The organism is Marinomonas rhizomae (genome assembly GCF_024397855.1).
GTDB classification, from domain to species: Bacteria; Pseudomonadota; Gammaproteobacteria; order Pseudomonadales; family Marinomonadaceae; genus Marinomonas; species Marinomonas rhizomae_A.
Genome location: NZ_CP073343.1, coordinates 2,100,324 through 2,117,951, shown reverse-complemented (window position 1 = coordinate 2,117,951; position 17,628 = coordinate 2,100,324). Strand labels below are relative to the sequence as shown.

Below are 17,628 nucleotides of genomic sequence, written 5' to 3'. Positions count from 1 at the left end.
GAGAATTGCAAACTATTTAATCTTACTTAAATACCCTGCCGCCAGTTTAGCTGCTTTACTATCGGGAAAACGGCTAATTACATCTTGCAAATAAGACTTAGCTTTTGCACTGTCACCAAGTTGATCTGTCACAGTGCCTAACTTATACAAAGAATCTTGTTCTTTGCTATGACCAGGAAAACTCTTAATCACTGTAGAGAATGCATCTATAGCCTGTTGAGATTTGCCTTGAACCAATTTAACCTCCCCCAACCAATAATAACCATTACCAGTTAGCGTGTTATTTGGATAATCCTTTACAAACTTAGCCAATGCAATTTCTGCCTCATCAAACTTTCTTTGAGGGATTAAATTATAAGCATCATTATAAGCTTGCTGGGACTGGGCTGTTGGTGGCTGAAGATTAACAGGTGCTAGCGGTGAAGAAATCAAAGAACTCGTTGAGGGAACTGTTCTAGTAGCCTCTACTTGGGAGGATGACTCTACACTTTGCACTTGGGAAGATGTGTACTTTGGCTCATTAGCTGAAGCAGACATAAGTATAGAAATGCGCTTATCAAGATCAATATAACGATCCCGCTGACTCTCTTTCATTAACTTTAATTCATGACCCTGATTTTCTAATTGTCCACGAAGGCTTTGAACCTCCTGTTGCAGTGTTTCCAATTGAAAAAGCAGATCGGCAGCAGCACTTGGAGAAAGACCGCCACTCGCTTGTGGAACCTCAGCTAATGCAAATGGTGCTGATAAACACAGCACCATTGCAAAAGAGCGAACTTTTAAATCTTTATAGATCATTATTCGTAACGAACTTCAACTCGACGGTTTAACTGCCAAGCATTGCTGTCATGACCGAAGGCAACAGGAACTTCTTCACCAAAGCTTACCGTTTCGATTTGAGAAGCAGCAACACCCTGAATGGTCAAATAACGGCTAATAGCCTTTGCACGTCGCTCACCTAGAGCCATGTTGTATTCGCGAGTACCACGCTCATCAGCATGGCCTTCTAGAACTACACGCGCGTCTGGATGCGATACCAAATATTCAGCATGTTTAGCTAGAGCTTCACGAGATTCTGGACGTACAATTGATTTGTCAAAATCAAAGTAAAATACAGTTTCTACGCCAGCTAGTGAATCCATGCCGTTGTCATCATTAGCCGCAACATCTTCTTCAACAATCACGCTTGTCATCGCATCGTCTTGACCTACGCCAAATGCTTGATCAGAATTTTCAGTTGTACCAGCTTGTTCAGTTGAATTGGCATCTTCAGCAACAGTTGAAGAATCAGTATCTGTTGCTGTTGTGCTACAACCCGCAATCCAAGCTGCAGACAAACCAATTACAGCAAACTTACCTAGTTTTGTTACACTCATTATTCACTCCTCAATGTCTTTATTTGAAATACGGGGACCAAGATGGTTCTCGTACATCTCCGCTTGCTGATGGTAACCTGTATTTTACAAGTCCATCAACGGATACTACGGCTAAGATACCCTTTCCTTGATAGGTTGTGGCATATATCACCATGCTACCATTTGGCGCAATGCTTGGCGATTCATCTAAGTAAGTTTGTGTGAGGATTTGAACACGACCTGTTTTCATATCCTGGAGCGCAATATGATAATTACCATCGTTCTTTTGAACGGTGACAAGATAACGACCATCGGGCGTCATTCTTGCTCTGGTATTCAGTTCTCCTTCAAAGGTTACCCTCTCAACACGCTTACTATTTACATCTAATCGATATATTTGCGGATTACCGCCTCGATCGGATGTAAATACAATTCCCTTACCATCTGGCTCCCAGCTTGGTTCGGTATCAATTGCATAATGGTTTGTCATACGCTCCAGTTTCTGTGTCGCGATATCTAAAGTATAAATTTCTGGGTTATTATCTTTAGAAAGTACCAATGCTAATTTTTTTCCATCCGGTGACCACGAAGGCGCACCATTCAATCCTCTAAATCGCGCAATCTGTTGACGCTTTCCGGTTGCTAATTCTTGAGTGAAAATATTGGGACGTCGATTTCGAAACATTACATAGGCAATTTTTCGTCCATCCATACTCCATGATGGAGACAATATAGGTTCTTTTGACTCAACCACCACTTGAGGGCGATGTCCATCTGCATCTGCAACCTGCAATTTAAATAAAGGCGCTTTTTTATCTCCTTCGGCAGTAACGTACAATATTCTAGTACTAAATGCCCCTTTTGTCCCCGTCAATAATTCGTAGACTTTATCACTTATATAATGTGCAGCATCACGAAAGTTTCTTGAACTAACATCTATAGAACTATGCTTTTGGACTGGTTTTTGACTTAAAACGTTTAATAATTCAAAACCAATCCGATATTGATTGTTGGGTAATTTTTTAACAGTACCTATAACTACATAATCACTCTTTAAAAGACGCCAATCTCTATAAAACACATCAGATTCTTTTGATGGCATACTTAGCATATTAGAGCGAGATATAGGTTGAAATAAACCACTTCTAGCTAAATCTGCCTCTATAATTTGAGCAACATCTTCAGGGAGCGCATCCACACCATCATAGCCAAAAGGAACAACAGCTATAGGCAAAAGCTGATCTGCACCGCTGGTTATTTCAATGACTAATTGAGCTCTCGCTGAGCTTACAAATATTAAGCAAGTGAATAAAACACTCAAGTATTTTTTAATCATTATTAGTTTCTCAAATCTTGCGGGTTAAAAATTAAATCTACCTGACGAAAGTTTCGCTCAAAAACATATGAGTCGACTTTCGATAACTCTTCAATTTTTCTTACCTTGTAGACAGCATCAACTGCTCTTTGGTCAAACAAAGCATCGCCACTACTTGCTGTAACCTGAACATTCATCACCTCCCCATTTGGTAAGAAATTAATGCGCAACTGGGTTTTCATATTATTTCGAGCACTTGGTGGTCGAATCCATGCAGCAGCAACTCTGTCATTTATTAACCCACTGATGGATTGAACCATTTGTGCTTCATCAGCCGCTCTTTGTTTCGCCTCTTCCGCTGCTGCTCTAGCGGCCGCCTCCTCGGCTTTTTTCTTCTCCGCCAGTCTAGCCGCTTCCTCTTGACGCTTACGCTCTTCTTCAGCTATACGATCAGCTTCAGCTTTACGGGCAAGCTCTTTGCGTTGCTTTTCATTGGCCTCTTTTTCAGCTAAACGTTTTTTTTCAGCTTGCTCTTGAGCCAAACGCTTACTTTCTGCTTCTTGTGCTGCACGTTTTTGCTCAGCTGCTTTTTTCTTTCTTTCCGCTTCCTGACGCTCAGCTTCTGCCTTTTCTTTTGCTTGCTTAGCTTGGGCAAGTTGCTTTTGCTTTTCTTCTAAAGCCTTACGCTGGGCTTCTTTTCTTCTACTCTGTTCAGCTTCTTTTTTCTTTTTTTCTGCCAACGCGGCTGCCTGCTGCTTTGCCGCTTTCTCTTCAGATTCTCTTTGGCCTATTATGGTTTCAGAGATATCAATAACGGTCGCATTAACAATAGGCGGACGCTTTGGCTTTGGAGTCTCATTATCACTAAAATCTATCGCAACCAAGCCTGCAATAACAATACTCGCATGCAAACCTATTGCTAGGACGGTTGGAATACTATAATTATCACTGCGAAACCATTTCATTAATTTTTATCCGGTTCAGTCACTAAACCTACATTTGGAACGCCAGCGCCTTGCAAGGTAACCATCAAACCAATGACATCACCATAAGAAACATTTTTATCCCCTCTTACTAGCACGGACATCTTAGGGTTTTGGCTTAACACCTTTCTAACTCTATCCTGTATTTGAGATAAAGCTATGGACTCTTGCTTACCACCTACATCCAAATAGTATTGGCCCTTAGCATCTACAGAAGCAATCATGACATCGTTTTCTGTGTCCTGTATTGGTGAGGCATTTGCGTTGGGTAATTCGACATCCACACCTTGAGTAAGCATTGGCGCAGTAATCATAAAGATAACCAAGAGCACCAGCATAACGTCAATATAAGGAACAACGTTTATCTCAGCCATTGGGCGGCGTTTATTTCTTCTTGAGCGAGCCACTATTCAGCGCCTCCCTCTCTCACATGTACCTTACGATGTAGGATACTAGTAAATTCGTCGGCAAAATTCTCGTAACTTGAACTAAGAGATTCTGCTGTAGAAGAAAAACGGTTATATGCAATTACAGCTGGAATCGCTGCTGCCAGACCAATTGCCGTTGCAATAAGAGCTTCTGCAATACCAGGAGCAACGGTTGCCAATGTTGCCTGTTGGACCTCTGCAAGACCAATAAAAGAGTGCATTATCCCCCATACCGTACCGAACAAGCCGATGTAAGGGCTAGTTGAGCCAACAGTGGCTAAAAATGGTAAATGCTGATCAAGCTTCTCTTCCTCACGATATAGCGCCACTCGCATCGATCTTTGAACACCGTCCATAATAGCTTCTGGATCGACATTATGGCTCTGCCTTAATCGAGTAAATTCTTTAATGCCTGAGGTAAAGATAGTTTCCATACCTCCTACCTTACGGCCTTCTTGTGTGAGCTTGCGATATAATTGGCTCAAATCAATACCAGACCAAAAACTTTCTTCAAATGCGGCACGTACTTTTTTTGCTTCCTTTAAAACACGAATCCTTTGAAATATTACAATCCATGAAAACACAGAAGCAGCCAGTAAAATCAACATTACAAGCTGGACCACAAAACTAGCACTAGCGATTAGTCCCCAAATTGACATTATTAACCTCTATTTAAAATCTGAAGGTAGTTGGTAATTAAAATGTTCATAAGCACGTTTTGTAACTTGGCGACCTCTCGGCGTTCTAATTATAAAACCTTGCTGAATCAAAAACGGCTCAATGACGTCTTCGATAGTATCTTTATCTTCGCCTAATGCGGCAGAAACGCTGTCTAGACCAACCGGTCTTCCGTCAAACTTTTCTATCATAGTCAATAACATGCGTCTATCTAAGTGATCGAAGCCCTGACTATCTACACTTAACATATCTAATGCCCTCTGAGCAACTTTTTGCCCAACAAGCACCTCTCCGCTAACTTGCGCAACGTCTCTAACTCGTCGAAGTAGACGGTTTGCAATTCTTGGTGTGCCTCTTGATCTTCTTGCCACTTCAAAGCAACCTGAGTGATCTAGCTCCATACCCATTTTACTTGCGGAACGCGCTACAATTGTTGTCAGTGATTCAACATCATAAAACTCTAAGCGCTGCACAATTCCAAAGCGATCTCGGAGAGGTGATGTTAAGAGCCCTGCTCGCGTAGTTGCTCCGACAAGTGTAAACGGCGGGAGTTCAATTTTAATTGACCTAGCTGCTGGACCTTCACCAATCATTATATCCAACTGGTAATCCTCCATAGCTGGATAAAGCACCTCTTCAATTGCTGGGCTTAACCTATGTATTTCATCTATAAATAGAATGTCACCTTCATTTAGATTTGTCAGCAGCGCAGCCAAATCTCCTGCCCTCTCCAAAACAGGCCCAGATGTCGTTCTAACTTCAGCCCCCATCTCGTTACCAATAATATTGGCAAGGGTAGTTTTACCTAAGCCTGGAGGCCCAAAGATTAGGGTGTGGTCAAGAGGCTCTTCACGCTGGCGGGCGGCCTGAATGAAAATTTCCATTTGCTCTCGAACAACTGGTTGGCCAATATACTCGGCTAGGGCTTGCGGACGTATAGCACGATCAATTTGTCGATCATTACCTTTTAGCTCTGCAGAAATAATACGATCTTGTTCAATCATGTTTTTATTTCCTTAACATCCCTTTTAAAGCCGCCTTAATGACATCTTCACTATTCGCGGCATCCACAGGTACACCCGCAATGGCTTTGGCCGCCTCTTGGGGTTTATAGCCAAGAGAAATAAGGGCAGCTTCAGCTTCTTGCCTAGGATCAGCTTGCACTTGACGCAGTACGGCAGGAGCTGAAAACAAGTCAGCTTTTGCCGCCTGTCCAAGCTTATCTCTCAATTCAATAATAAGTCTCTCGGCAGTTTTTTTACCAACACCAGGAATACGAGTAAGAGCGGTAACATCCGAGTCTTGGACATTATTAATGAGCTCCTCAGATGACATACTGGACAAAATTGCCAATGCCATTTTTGGGCCAATACCATTTACTTTGATCAAAATACGAAACAATGCACGTTCGTTTTTATCAATAAATCCATAAAGTGTATGGGAGTCCTCTTTAACAAGAAGGTGAGTAAATAGCGTCACCTGCCCTCCGATTTGAGGCAAATCGTAGATTGTGGTCATAGAAGCACTGACTTCATAGCCAATTCCATTAACATCGACCATCAATTCTGGTGGCGTTTTTTCAATCAAAGTGCCGACAATTCGTCCGATCACAAAGTTTTCCTTACATCTAGTTCTGTCCAACGCTTAGAGGCGCGTCCCGCTCGCTTACCGACACCGTACTCTAGCCCACCGGAAGTTCGCGTATTAGCATGACACAAAGCAATAGCTAAAGCATCAGCCGCGTCAGCTTGGGGCTTAGAAGTTAGGTTTAATAATAGCTGAACCATCATCTGCACCTGCGTTTTATCAGCATTACCATTGCCAACCACAGACTGCTTGACTCGTCGAGCAGCATATTCATACACCACTAGCTCTTGAATAGACGCCGCAACGATAGCCGCCCCCCTCGCTTGACCTAGCTTGAGGGCTGAATTAGCATTTTTCGCTAAGAACACCTCTTCGATAGCAAACTCTTCAGGCTTATATTCTTCCAACAACGCAGAAACACTTTGAAATATATGCTTAAGCCTAACGGATAGCACCTCATCAGGTAATCGTATACATCCACTATTAACGTAAACAGATTTACCATTTATAACGTCTATGATTCCAAAGCCTGTAATTCTGGAGCCTGGGTCAATAGCTAAAATTCTGGTCTTGGGCATAATTTTATCGTGCCTTATATAATTACTGTATATTTCAACAGCCCTTTACAAAGTATGCAATGCCAAAATATAAAAAAGGCCGCTAATAAGCGGCCTTTTACGTTTTTCTTTCAAACTCTCAACATAACTTACTGTTTTAGAATAAGTTTAGAGTTGTTTCTATCATTCAACAACTGGCTTTCTAACGCGAATACTCAGTTCTTTTAATTGTTTCTCACTGACTTCGCCAGGCGCCTGAGTCAATAGACACGTTGCACTTTGCGTTTTAGGGAAAGCAATGACATCACGAATAGAGCTTGACCCCGTCATTAGCATAACAAGACGATCTAAACCAAATGCCAAACCGCCATGCGGTGGCGCGCCAAACTTCAGTGCGTCTAGCAAGAAGCCAAACTTCTCTTCTTGCTCTTCTTTGCTAATATTCAATAATTCAAACACAGTTTCTTGCATTGAAGACTGGTGAATACGGATAGAACCACCACCAAGCTCTGTGCCATTAAGAACCATATCGTAAGCCTGTGAAAGCGCTGTTAATGGATTGGCTTTCAAATCTTCAGATGAACAAGAAGGCGCAGTGAATGGGTGGTGAATAGCCGTGATTCCGCCATCGCTCGTCTCTTCGAACATTGGGAAATCGACAACCCACAATGGCGCCCATTTGCAAGTGTAAAGATTTAAATCCTCACCCAACTTACAGCGTAATGCACCTAGAGCCTCATTAACGACTTTCTCAGAATCAGCTCCGAAGAAAATCAAATCGCCATCTTCAGCTTCAAGACGCTCAAGCAAGGCAGCGCGTACCTCAACAGTCAAGAATTTAACGATTGGAGATTGTAAGCCTTCTTCTAGATTAGACTTATCGTTCACCTTGATGTAAGCCAGACCTTTTGCACCGTAAATAGATACATATTTGGTGTAATCGTCGATTTGCTTACGAGTCAAAGCATTGCCGCCAGGCACTTTTAATGCTGCAACTCGGCCTTTTGGATCAGTCGCCGGGCCAGAGAACACTTTAAAATCAACGTTTGCCATCAAATCTGAAACGGTAACGATCGTTAATGGAATACGTAAATCCGGCTTATCACTGCCGTAAGTTTCCATTGCTTCAGAGTAAGGCATACGTGGGAATGACCCCAAATCAATATCCATTAACTCTTTAAACAAGCCAACAATCATATCTTCCGTCATTGCCATGATTTCTTGTTCACCCATGAATGACGTCTCGATGTCTACTTGAGTAAATTCTGGCTGACGATCAGCACGTAAATCTTCATCGCGGAAACATTTGGCAATTTGGTAGTAACGATCAAAACCAGAAACCATCAATAACTGTTTGAACAACTGCGGAGACTGAGGTAATGCGAAGAAGCTACCTTGTTGTGTTCGGCTTGGTACCAAATAGTCGCGAGCACCTTCAGGGGTTGCACGAGTCAGGATTGGTGTCTCAATATCCAAGAAGCCATTATCATCTAAGTAACGGCGTAAAACAGAAGTTACTTTTGAGCGGAAACGCATTTTTTGCTGAATTTCAGGACGACGTAAATCAATAAAACGATTTTTTAGTCGAACATCCTCACCAACAGATTGGTGCTCATCAAGCTGAAATGGTGGTGTTTTTGCAGCGTTAAGAATTTCTAACTCTGTTCCTAATACTTCGATTTCACCAGTATTCATATTTGGATTGACTGTACCTTCTGGGCGGGCACGAACCAAACCTTTTAATTTAACAACAAATTCGTTACGAACACTGTCTGCAAGCGCAAAGCTTTCAGCACGATCTGGATCGAAAACGACTTGAGTAACGCCTTCGCGATCACGAACGTCTAAGAAGATAACGCCACCGTGGTCACGACGACGATGGACCCAACCGCATAGGGTTATTTCTTGTGAAATGTTAGAAGCATTTAACTCGCCGCAATAATGACTGCGCATAATTTCTTTCCTATTACTTTCTCAGTAAGAGAGTGATTTTTTCTTAGAACGTTTTCTATCCGATCAGCATTGCTAACTGAATTTTAAGCTCTGGATAGAAGAACAGAATATTTTAAGGCAAAGTATTATATGCGAACAGAGTCCGACTCTCTAGGGTCTGAACCAAATTTGTCCGCCACAATATCCGCTTTATGCAATAGTGGTTATTTCATAAGCGGTTTGTTTGCCATTTTGAGCTAATTCAACTTCATCCCCAAGCATTTTACCAAACAACACCTTCCCCACTGGCGTCGCTGTCGTTACGAGATAAACCGGCTTTCCTTCAATATCAATACAAAGCCCTCCCGCACAAGGTGAAATGAAAAAAAATTTCGTTATGGGGTTTGTTGAGTTGAGTTCAGATAAAGCAACCAAACACCATAAACCAACAACATCCTCTTCAGCGAATAAAACAGGCAGCTTCTTATCAAACACCAACCAATCCTTTTCGCATTCCAATACGCGCTGCGACTGTCCATGAGCCAAGTAAGAGGCCTCTAAACCAAAGGTGTCATATTTATTTTCTGCAACACTTTCTTTATTTGTTGCTGCTTCATGCGCCTGTTTTGCGGCCCATTTAGCCGTTTCATAGCGACTAAGTAGCGACTCAGTAATCGCGTTATGTACATTATGTTTATCCATTTTGACTTTATCTGTCTAATTTCAATCTGTGCATTGTATCGATTCGACTCGATAAAAAAAGCCATTTACAACATTGCTCGTGCAAGCTTTGCCTATAAAGTGTCAAAAATAATGATTTTGCAAATAAACACAATCCTAAGTTGACACTATCAACCATAAAACACTATATTGATAACCATTCTCATATTTGACATTAAAGGTAGATTTTATATGAAGGAAAAAATTGGCGAGTCACTTCATAGATTAATTCATAGTTATCGCCACCAAGTACGTGAGTCACTGTTAAGTTCAGGCGTTTCGATTCCAGTAACCCATTTACGCTCTCTGAAATGCATTAAAAAAATAGCAAACTGTAGTGCTAAAGATATCTCGGATAGGCTCGCACTAGATAAATCTCAAATTACTCGCGTGCTTAAAGAATTAGTTGGCTCAGGTTATGTGGAAAAAGTTCGCAACCCAGAAAATCACCGAAGTCAGCTATTAAGCCTGACACAAGCAGGCGATGAATTACTTACAGAACTGATGACGCTAGACCAATCTGCGGTCGAAAAGATGACACAAAACTTAACGGAACAACAAATAAATGAATTCATACACATTGCAGAAACCATGGTGAGCAACCTTCATCCATCAACCTCTTGCAATAAACAATCTTAAGGAGCCTGTGATGAGCAGACAACAACCGCGCGAATTGACGGTAATCAACAAAACCCTTGTTACGCCAAACATGTTGAGAATCACCTTTGGTGGCGAAAATATTCATACCATTCCTGAAGATCAGGAAAGTGGTTATGTAAAATTGATTTTTCCGAGAGAAGATCAAAAGTCTCTATTTCGCACTTACACCATCCGCTACCAGCGGGATAATGAAATTGATATCGATTTTGTTTTGCACGAAGATGGCGGACCTGCTTCAACGTGGGCAAAAAACGCCCAGCCTAATGATACGATCCTTGTTGGAGGGCCAGGTCCGAAGAAGTTGATCGAAGAGTCTGCGGACTGGCAAATTTTAGTAGGAGATATGACTGCACTGCCTGCCATGAGTGTCAATCTAGAAAAGCTTCCGCAAGATGCAAAAGGCTACGCCATAATTGAAGTTATTTCTGAAGATGATATTCAGGCTTTACAGCATCCTTCTGGCATTGAACTAAAATGGGTTGTTAATCCGCATCCTGGCGAAAATTCCAGTTTTTTAGTAGATCAAATTACATCATTGCCATGGCCTAAAGGCTCTGTTTCTGTCTGGGCCGCTTGTGAATTTGCTAGCATGAGAGCATTGCGCTCTTTTTTCAAAAATGACACTAACATTGAAAAAGAGAATCTCTATATTTCTAGTTATTGGAAATTAGGCAGCAATGAAGATCAGCATAAAGAAGTGAAACGAATAGACTCAGAGGAAATGGCGTAGTCAATTTTTTCGTTAGAAAAATCTCATTTAAAAAGTAAAAAGCCAGCTCAGTTTGAGCTGGCTTTTTTTTGCATTTTTACATTACAGCTGAACGCTTTCAACAATCAGATCAACGACTTCATCCAATGAGGATTCCGCAATTTGAGAATCTGCAATTGCCGTATCTGCAACCAAAAAGGCAATACCTGTCTGGCGAATCAATGCAGCCTCATGCACAGTAGCATCCGCTTTAACTAGTGCAACAACACCTTGACGTAATAGCAAGCGCTCAAGCGTATCGCCTTGTTGCAAAACACTATAAGCTAACGCAATGACGGCTGGTTTTTGACCAAGTCGTGCAGCACGGTCTTCGGCACTAACAATGGCATCTTGGTCTAGCTCAGCAACAGCTTCTTCAACCATACCTGCGCCAACTGTGACGTTGGTCAAGCGGTCAATGATAATTAAAGCGCCAGTGAATCGACTATCCGTGTATTCATCAAATGCAACGGGGGCATCAAACTGAATAACCGCATCACCAATACCATTTAGCTCCAACTCATCAATATCACTCACTTCCAGCGTATTCACATCAACGCGATGGTTAAAGTGATGAACTTTACCAGGGACCGTCTGAGTTCCTATTTTAAAGTCATAGAGCTTACCTGGAACTAAAGGGTGGTCAGCCATCCAAACAATAGATGAGCGAAGTGTTGTCGCAATAAGTGGCTCTTGACCAACATGAGACAGCATATCTCCACGACTAATATCTATTTCATCTTCCAATGTAATCGTCACAGCTTGACCAGCTTTAGCCGTCTCTAGGTCACCATCAAATGTCACTATTCTTTCAACTGTCGATGTTTTACCTGAAGGCAAAGCGACAACTTTATCACCTGGCTTAACGGCACCGGCAGCAATGGTTCCTGAAAAGCCACGAAAATCTAGGTTAGGACGATTAACGTATTGAACCGGTAAGCGGAAAGCATCACGCTTAACATCACGGTTAATTTGTACCGTTTCTAAAATAGACATCAATGGACCACCTTGATACCAAGGTGTGCTTTCTGATGCATTAACTACGTTATCACCACGCAGTGCTGACATAGGTACAAAATGAATATCTTCAGGTTTACGGTCGCCTAGCTGATCGACAAATTTAAGATAGTCGTTTTTAATTTGGTTGAATTTTTCTTCTGAAAACTCAACTAAATCCATTTTATTAATCGCAACGACAACATGCTTAATGCCTAATAGTGAAGCAATATAGCTATGACGGCGAGTTTGAGTTTGCACGCCATAACGCGCATCGATCAAAATAATAGCAAGATCACAAGTGGATGCACCTGTCGCCATGTTGCGAGTATATTGTTCATGCCCTGGAGTATCAGCAATAATAAATTTTCGCTTTTCCGTCGAGAAATAACGGTAAGCCACATCAATGGTGATGCCCTGCTCTCGCTCTGCCTGTAGACCATCAACCAATAAGGCCAAGTCTACTTCCTCTCCTTGCGTACCTGATTTTTTACTATCGCGCTTAACTGCGTCTAGGTGATCTTCATAAATCAACTTAGAGTCATGAAGTAAGCGGCCAATTAATGTGCTTTTTCCGTCGTCGACGTTGCCACAAGTAAGAAGACGCAATAAGTCTTTTTCTTCATGCTGTTTCAGATAACCAAGTATGTCTTGGCTGATCAATTCTGATTGGTGAGACATTCTTTCTTTACTCCAAACTTAGAAATAGCCTTGTTTCTTCTTCTCTTCCATTGACCCAGATGAATCATGGTCAATCATTCGCCCTTGACGCTCTGAACTTTTTGTCAGCAACATTTCCTGAATAATTTCAGGCAAAGACGCCGCCTCAGATTCCACTGCACCAGTTAATGGGTAACAGCCTAGGGTACGGAAACGAACAGACTTCATCTCAGGCACTTCACCGTTTAATGGCATACGCTCGTCGTCAACCATGATCAAGGTACCATCACGTTCAACCACTGGACGTTTAGCAGAAAAGTAAAGAGGAACAATTGGAATGCTTTCCAAATAGATGTATTGCCAAATATCCAATTCAGTCCAGTTAGACAATGGGAAAACACGGATGCTTTCCCCTTTGTTTACTTTACCGTTATAGATATTCCACAATTCTGGGCGCTGATTTTTTGGGTCCCAGCGATGCTGTTTATCACGGAAGGAATAAACACGCTCTTTTGCGCGAGATTTCTCTTCGTCACGGCGTGCGCCACCAAAAGCGGCATCAAAACCGTATTTATCTAAAGCTTGCTTAAGACCTTGGGTTTTCATTACATCAGTGTGCTTTGAACTACCATGTGTAAATGGTCCGATACCCTGATCGATACCTTCCTGATTCTGGTGAACGATAAGCTCTAACCCAAGCTTAGCGACCAACTCATCACGGAAACTGATCATTTCTTTAAATTTCCAACCAGTATCCACGTGCATTAAAGGAAACGGTGGTTTACCAGGATAAAATGCCTTCATGGCAAGATGCAGCATTACCGCTGAGTCTTTACCAATGGAATAAAGCATTACGGGGTTATCAAATTCAGCAGCAACCTCACGTATAATGTGAATACTTTCGGCTTCTAGCTGTTTTAGGTGAGTAAGTCTTGCCTCTGTCATAATTTCCCATCTCTGTTGTCAGGCTTCAGCATTTTTTGAACTATAACATGCCTTTAGGTTATAAAAACCATCACTTCTAGACTTTAGTAGAATATGCATATTAAAAAAGCTTTATAACTAAAGCCTTTAAAGGAATGATTTAATCAAAGAAGATGCAAACAAATCTCCTAGGAGCCGGTCTTTCAGAGAAGTCACAAAACAGGGCGTACCTCACAGAACGAAAACTGCCACTTTCTTGAGAGTCGAAATGGTGACGGCACAAATAAAAATGGCCGATAAATCGGCCATTTTTATTCAACAGTGACTACATATCTACTGCAAGCTTAGTTGTTGCTCTAACATGAGCTGATTAATTTGTTTGCGTAAGCGAATAATTTCACTATTCACCTGAGTTCTGAAAGCATCGCTCGAGTTAATCGCATCTTGATGCTTAGCCAAAGTATCTTGAATATTCGCCACATCTGTAGAACTTGTGTCTGCAGAGCGCTTCTCTAAGGTTGCAACCTTTTTCTGAAGAGCATTTAAATCCTGCATAATCTGATCAAGACTTAATGCCTGAGCTTCATTCTGGCCAGCTTGGGCAAGAATTTGTTTCTCGGAAGATTGCAATCGTTTTACTTGATCATCCTGTTTAACCGCAATGGCTTTTACCGCTTCATCAATAGTCGCAACAGAAGGTACAAGTTTATTGTATCCAGCCTCAACTTCATTAAAAGCTTCAGCTTGAACGGCAATACGTTTAGATTGAGTCGAAACCGTTTCACGCAATGACGCCAGCTTCTTCTGCAGCTCATCTATAGCTGTATCATTATTCGCTATCGACTTCCTATTAGTATCATAAGCAACACCCCAGAGCTTACGAATCTCACTGTCGTGATTTTTTAACGTCTCTTCTAAGGTTTCACCCTGCTTATTAGCGGAAACATCAGCGGCAAGAAGCTGATGATCCAAATTTTGGATTTCATTTTTTGCACCATACAACTCGTTACGCAGCTGCATATTTTGCTGCCATAACCAATAACCAGCCCCGGCTGAAGCTGTTAGTATCAGCATTAATAAAATATAAATACCCGCTAAACTGGGCTTCTTATGAACAATAGTAGGTGCATGAGCGGGTTTAGCAGTAGTGGGATTGGTATGACCCTTCTGTGCTGTCGCACCTTGCGGCCTTCTATCGCTGACTTCATCTTGATCCAGAGTCAGGCTTGGGATCTCAACATCATCGTCTCTACGCATGGAAATTCTTATATAGTCACTATTTAACAGAAATTATGAAAATTCGTTGATGAACAAGTGTAAATAATATTATCTTCAGTTGTTCGGTGCTACTATATAAGCACCATTAACTGCTTGATAACAAGCATTTTTCGTTAAATATAAAGCAAGGAGAAAAGAAATGGCTTTTGAATTACCCGCTCTTCCTTATGCTAAAGACGCACTAGAGCCTCATATGTCTGTTGAGACGCTTGAGTACCACTATGGCAAGCATCACAACACATACGTTGTAAAATTAAATGGCTTGGTTCCTGGTTCTGAATACGAAAATAAAACCCTTGAAGAGATCATTGTATCTGCGCCTGCAGGTCCTGTTTTCAACAATGCAGCGCAAATCTGGAACCATACTTTTTTCTGGAATAGCTTAAGCCCTAACGGCGGCGGCGAACCAACTGGCGCTCTAGCTGATGCCATCAACGCAAAATGGGGCTCTTTCGCAGAATTCCAAGCAGCGTTCGAAGATAAAGCAGTTAACAACTTCGGTTCTAGCTGGACTTGGTTAGTGAAAAATGCTGATGGTTCTCTTGATATTGCTAACACTAGCAATGCAGGCACCCCAATGACTAACGGCCAAACAGCCTTGATCACTGTTGACCTTTGGGAACACGCTTATTACATCGATTACCGCAATGTTCGTCCTGATTACCTAAAAGGTTTCTGGGCGCTTGCTAACTGGGAATTCGCATCAGCGAACTTCGCAGCTTAATTCTACCTTTCTACTATTTAGAAAGAAGAATAAGACCAGTCAAAAGGAACGCGGCTATTGCCGCGTTTTTTTATATCATTTTTCCAATTTCAACTCGTCCAAGACAAATAGTTTTGCCTGAATAAATTCAGAATGCGGCATAAACAGCAACTCACTGATAGTACGAATACGATGATCTTCATAAGAGTCAATATTGCCATCTGCTAGAGCCACACGCCATAGAGCTTTTAAAAGCAACATCTTCTGCTCTAAACTCGCAGTATCATTGATAACTTTGGTAAATTGATATAAATCATTCGCCTCATCAACACCAGAGCGAGCTTCCTCATAAAGAGTATCTATGTCATTCCCAAGTTCACTTACTTCACGAAGAAATAACTTCACCTGACCTTCTTCTTTTTCATTTATCTCATTATCAGCTAGCATGACCTCCATCAGCAGAGCCGCCACAGCTTTCTGATAAGATATTTGCTCACCCTGCTCTACAGGAAGACTAAAAAGACTCTTTAAAGCTTTTAACATTTTCTCTCCAAAATATACTCACGTAGAGCTTCAATTAGACTATTAGGAAATTGCCTATAATCTAGGTAAGGACACCAAACGTGTGGTAGACAAACAAAGGAAGTATGCACATCTCCTATTTCTTGTGCAGACGAGGACACTGGCAGTTGGTTTTTAAAGGTATTACCAACCACAAAAATCGTGCCTGTATAGTTATGCAGTTGATCTAAAGAAAAGGCCACCCCCACCTTATTCAACAACTCAGTGTCACGAAACTCTTTCCATGAATCATATCTAGATGCGGTTAATTTAGCCATTATCGTGAAAATTTTACGCCAATGGTTACCATTGAGATCAATTAATATAGAAACATCAGGTTTCTTTAAAAATGACGCATCAACAGAACTTGGTAAAACAGGCCTATTAGGCAAAAGAAATACATAGTCAGCTTCATCAGCGCTAGCGCCCAGCCACAAGTCATTCATAAAGCACTCCTTTAATGTAACAAGAATACAGCGAGTACCTTCTAATTTCTGCAACTCAATAGGTAAAGACTGTGCAACTCACAGTAAAAATAGGCATTGAGTGAGCACTCCCCATCAAAATGGACAGACAGATAAATTTTCATTTTAAAAATATTATATTAGACATTACTTATCAATATAAATTAGAATATTCTTATATAACCTAGAGGATAGCAATTATGGACAACGTGTTTAACCCACTCGTAGGCGGTCTATTAATCGGCCTTACCGCGACTATTTACCTTCTCAGTATAGGCAAGGTGATTGGCATTAGCGGGATACTATCTCAGCTATTCTTTAGTAAAGAACGCTTATTACCCTTTCTATTCATTACCGGTCTTATCATAGGCGGTGGCACATACGGGTTTCTAACTGAGCAAACGGTTGCCTTCCCTGAAACGAGAAGCCCACTAATTTTGATCATATCAGGTTTGCTAGTCGGTTATGGAACACGACTCGGTGGAGGGTGCACAAGTGGTCACGGTGTTTGTGGGATATCAAGACTGTCTCCTCGCTCAATAGTGGCAACCTTGGTCTTTATGTCTGCCGCCATTATCACTGTCACTGCTCTTAACTAGGAGAATATTTATGTACGCAATTGTTACTCTCACTGCGGGTTTATTATTTGGCTTAGGTTTGGCGTTTTCAGAAATGACGAATCCAACTGTCGTGATTGGTTTTTTAGATATTTTCGGTAACTGGAACCCTTCTTTAATCATCGTGATGGCAAGCGCCATTGCTGTTGGGATGATAGGATATGCCATTAAAGGAAAACGCTTAACACCACTATTAGGGAGTAAATGGCAAGTTCCAACATTGCGCAAAATTGACTCAAAATTAATCATTGGTTCATCTCTTTTTGGTGTAGGCTGGGGTGTTAGCGGCTATTGTCCGGGACCTGGACTAACAGCTTTAGTTAATAACCCAAGCGAAGGCTTCTACTTCGTAGCCGCCTTAATTGCAGGGAGTGGATTACATTATTTCCAGACTCGCATCACCCAAAAGTAACGCTAAAAATCCCTAAATAAAAAGGAGACTTACACAGTCTCTTTTTTTTG

21 protein-coding genes are annotated in these 17,628 nt (G+C 41.5%); 5 read left to right on the top strand and 16 right to left on the bottom strand.

Annotation, left to right across the window (positions count from 1 at the left end; translation table 11 throughout):
* Positions 1-12: 12 nt before the first annotated feature.
* The 11 genes from ybgF to KDW99_RS09990 form a co-directional block, all read right to left on the bottom strand.
* Positions 13-798: a tol-pal system protein YbgF gene (gene ybgF, locus KDW99_RS10040; protein WP_255829165.1), complete on the bottom strand. Its 786-nt coding sequence runs from the start codon at positions 796-798 to the stop codon at positions 13-15.
* A complete protein-coding gene (gene pal / locus KDW99_RS10035; RefSeq protein ID WP_255829164.1) occupies positions 798-1,376 on the bottom strand; it encodes a peptidoglycan-associated lipoprotein Pal in 579 nt (192 codons plus the stop codon). Before pal ends, ybgF begins: the two co-directional genes overlap by 1 nt.
* A 19-nt stretch (positions 1,377-1,395) precedes the next feature.
* A complete protein-coding gene (gene tolB / locus KDW99_RS10030; protein ID WP_370646891.1) occupies positions 1,396-2,691 on the bottom strand; it encodes a Tol-Pal system beta propeller repeat protein TolB in 1,296 nt (431 codons plus the stop codon).
* A gap of 2 nt (positions 2,692-2,693) precedes the next feature.
* Positions 2,694-3,635 carry a cell envelope integrity protein TolA gene (gene tolA, locus KDW99_RS10025; RefSeq protein ID WP_255829163.1) on the bottom strand — a complete coding sequence of 314 codons (942 nt, stop codon included), beginning with the start codon at positions 3,633-3,635 and terminating at the stop codon, positions 2,694-2,696.
* Positions 3,635-4,060, bottom strand: a complete 426-nt coding sequence (tolR, locus tag KDW99_RS10020; RefSeq protein ID WP_255829162.1) for a protein TolR — start codon at positions 4,058-4,060, stop codon at positions 3,635-3,637. Before tolR ends, tolA begins: the two co-directional genes overlap by 1 nt.
* Entirely contained in the window at positions 4,060-4,740 is a 681-nt protein-coding gene (gene tolQ, locus KDW99_RS10015; protein ID WP_255829161.1) for a protein TolQ, read from the bottom strand. Before tolQ ends, tolR begins: the two co-directional genes overlap by 1 nt.
* 9 nt (positions 4,741-4,749) lie before the next feature.
* Complete coding sequence (gene ruvB / locus KDW99_RS10010) at positions 4,750-5,763, bottom strand: Holliday junction branch migration DNA helicase RuvB (RefSeq protein ID WP_255829160.1); 1,014 nt, start codon at positions 5,761-5,763, stop codon at positions 4,750-4,752.
* A gap of 4 nt (positions 5,764-5,767) precedes the next feature.
* Positions 5,768-6,370 carry a Holliday junction branch migration protein RuvA gene (gene ruvA / locus KDW99_RS10005; protein WP_255829159.1) on the bottom strand — a complete coding sequence of 201 codons (603 nt, stop codon included), beginning with the start codon at positions 6,368-6,370 and terminating at the stop codon, positions 5,768-5,770.
* Positions 6,367-6,924: a crossover junction endodeoxyribonuclease RuvC gene (ruvC, locus tag KDW99_RS10000; RefSeq protein ID WP_255829158.1), complete on the bottom strand. Its 558-nt coding sequence runs from the start codon at positions 6,922-6,924 to the stop codon at positions 6,367-6,369. Before ruvC ends, ruvA begins: the two co-directional genes overlap by 4 nt.
* Before the next feature lie 162 nt (positions 6,925-7,086).
* Complete coding sequence (aspS, locus tag KDW99_RS09995) at positions 7,087-8,856, bottom strand: aspartate--tRNA ligase (protein WP_255829157.1); 1,770 nt, start codon at positions 8,854-8,856, stop codon at positions 7,087-7,089.
* Between the two features lie 189 nt (positions 8,857-9,045).
* Positions 9,046-9,537: a transcription elongation factor GreAB gene (locus tag KDW99_RS09990; protein WP_255829156.1), complete on the bottom strand. Its 492-nt coding sequence runs from the start codon at positions 9,535-9,537 to the stop codon at positions 9,046-9,048.
* Positions 9,538-9,747: 210 nt separating this feature from the next.
* On the opposite strand from KDW99_RS09990, the gene KDW99_RS09985 reads away from it, so the two are divergent.
* Complete coding sequence (locus tag KDW99_RS09985) at positions 9,748-10,194, top strand: MarR family winged helix-turn-helix transcriptional regulator (protein ID WP_255829155.1); 447 nt, start codon at positions 9,748-9,750, stop codon at positions 10,192-10,194.
* Positions 10,195-10,204: 10 nt separating this feature from the next.
* Positions 10,205-10,945 (top strand): siderophore-interacting protein, encoded by a 741-nt coding sequence (locus KDW99_RS09980; RefSeq protein ID WP_255829154.1) that lies wholly within the window; start codon positions 10,205-10,207, stop codon positions 10,943-10,945.
* An 81-nt stretch (positions 10,946-11,026) separates the two neighbouring features.
* Here KDW99_RS09980 and cysN read toward each other — a convergent pair whose 3' ends face one another.
* The 3 genes from cysN to KDW99_RS09965 form a co-directional block, all read right to left on the bottom strand.
* A complete protein-coding gene (cysN, locus tag KDW99_RS09975; protein ID WP_255829153.1) occupies positions 11,027-12,640 on the bottom strand; it encodes a sulfate adenylyltransferase subunit CysN in 1,614 nt (537 codons plus the stop codon).
* A gap of 18 nt (positions 12,641-12,658) precedes the next feature.
* The gene (gene cysD, locus KDW99_RS09970; protein ID WP_255829152.1) at positions 12,659-13,564 is read right to left on the bottom strand and encodes a sulfate adenylyltransferase subunit CysD; all 906 of its coding nucleotides are present in this window, start codon (positions 13,562-13,564) and stop codon (positions 12,659-12,661) included.
* 312 nt (positions 13,565-13,876) lie between these two features.
* Positions 13,877-14,800 carry a hypothetical protein gene (locus tag KDW99_RS09965; protein ID WP_255829151.1) on the bottom strand — a complete coding sequence of 308 codons (924 nt, stop codon included), beginning with the start codon at positions 14,798-14,800 and terminating at the stop codon, positions 13,877-13,879.
* A gap of 160 nt (positions 14,801-14,960) precedes the next feature.
* Between KDW99_RS09965 and KDW99_RS09960 the strand changes: the two genes are divergently transcribed.
* A complete protein-coding gene (locus KDW99_RS09960) occupies positions 14,961-15,545 on the top strand; it encodes a Fe-Mn family superoxide dismutase (RefSeq protein WP_255829150.1) in 585 nt (194 codons plus the stop codon).
* Positions 15,546-15,620: 75 nt separating this feature from the next.
* On the opposite strand, the gene KDW99_RS09955 is transcribed toward KDW99_RS09960, so the two are convergent.
* Positions 15,621-16,067 (bottom strand): TerB family tellurite resistance protein, encoded by a 447-nt coding sequence (locus tag KDW99_RS09955; protein WP_255829149.1) that lies wholly within the window; start codon positions 16,065-16,067, stop codon positions 15,621-15,623.
* Positions 16,061-16,531, bottom strand: a complete 471-nt coding sequence (locus KDW99_RS09950) for a DUF6942 family protein (protein ID WP_255829148.1) — start codon at positions 16,529-16,531, stop codon at positions 16,061-16,063. Before KDW99_RS09950 ends, KDW99_RS09955 begins: the two co-directional genes overlap by 7 nt.
* Positions 16,532-16,749: 218 nt before the next feature.
* Between KDW99_RS09950 and KDW99_RS09945 the strand changes: the two genes are divergently transcribed.
* Positions 16,750-17,148, top strand: coding sequence for a YeeE/YedE family protein (locus KDW99_RS09945; RefSeq protein WP_255829147.1), 399 nt, complete (start codon positions 16,750-16,752; stop codon positions 17,146-17,148).
* 10 nt (positions 17,149-17,158) lie between these two features.
* Positions 17,159-17,578 carry a DUF6691 family protein gene (locus tag KDW99_RS09940; RefSeq protein WP_255829146.1) on the top strand — a complete coding sequence of 140 codons (420 nt, stop codon included), beginning with the start codon at positions 17,159-17,161 and terminating at the stop codon, positions 17,576-17,578.
* Positions 17,579-17,628 lie beyond the last annotated feature (50 nt).

Coding starts and splice junctions, on each gene's coding strand:
- pal (WP_255829164.1), bottom strand. CDS start 1,376: ATGAGTGTAACAAAACTAGGTAAGTTTGCTGTAATTGGTTTGTCTGCA.
- KDW99_RS09950 (WP_255829148.1), bottom strand. CDS start 16,531: ATGAATGACTTGTGGCTGGGCGCTAGCGCTGATGAAGCTGACTATGTA.
- KDW99_RS09960 (WP_255829150.1), top strand. CDS start 14,961: ATGGCTTTTGAATTACCCGCTCTTCCTTATGCTAAAGACGCACTAGAG.
- ruvC (WP_255829158.1), bottom strand. CDS start 6,924: ATGCCCAAGACCAGAATTTTAGCTATTGACCCAGGCTCCAGAATTACA.
- KDW99_RS09985 (WP_255829155.1), top strand. CDS start 9,748: ATGAAGGAAAAAATTGGCGAGTCACTTCATAGATTAATTCATAGTTAT.
- cysD (WP_255829152.1), bottom strand. CDS start 13,564: ATGACAGAGGCAAGACTTACTCACCTAAAACAGCTAGAAGCCGAAAGT.
- KDW99_RS09945 (WP_255829147.1), top strand. CDS start 16,750: ATGGACAACGTGTTTAACCCACTCGTAGGCGGTCTATTAATCGGCCTT.
- tolB (WP_370646891.1), bottom strand. CDS start 2,691: ATGATTAAAAAATACTTGAGTGTTTTATTCACTTGCTTAATATTTGTA.
- KDW99_RS09980 (WP_255829154.1), top strand. CDS start 10,205: ATGAGCAGACAACAACCGCGCGAATTGACGGTAATCAACAAAACCCTT.
- KDW99_RS09990 (WP_255829156.1), bottom strand. CDS start 9,537: ATGGATAAACATAATGTACATAACGCGATTACTGAGTCGCTACTTAGT.
- ruvB (WP_255829160.1), bottom strand. CDS start 5,763: ATGATTGAACAAGATCGTATTATTTCTGCAGAGCTAAAAGGTAATGAT.
- KDW99_RS09955 (WP_255829149.1), bottom strand. CDS start 16,067: ATGTTAAAAGCTTTAAAGAGTCTTTTTAGTCTTCCTGTAGAGCAGGGT.
- aspS (WP_255829157.1), bottom strand. CDS start 8,856: ATGCGCAGTCATTATTGCGGCGAGTTAAATGCTTCTAACATTTCACAA.
- tolA (WP_255829163.1), bottom strand. CDS start 3,635: ATGAAATGGTTTCGCAGTGATAATTATAGTATTCCAACCGTCCTAGCA.
- tolQ (WP_255829161.1), bottom strand. CDS start 4,740: ATGTCAATTTGGGGACTAATCGCTAGTGCTAGTTTTGTGGTCCAGCTT.
- KDW99_RS09940 (WP_255829146.1), top strand. CDS start 17,159: ATGTACGCAATTGTTACTCTCACTGCGGGTTTATTATTTGGCTTAGGT.
- KDW99_RS09965 (WP_255829151.1), bottom strand. CDS start 14,800: ATGCGTAGAGACGATGATGTTGAGATCCCAAGCCTGACTCTGGATCAA.
- cysN (WP_255829153.1), bottom strand. CDS start 12,640: ATGTCTCACCAATCAGAATTGATCAGCCAAGACATACTTGGTTATCTG.
- ybgF (WP_255829165.1), bottom strand. CDS start 798: ATGATCTATAAAGATTTAAAAGTTCGCTCTTTTGCAATGGTGCTGTGT.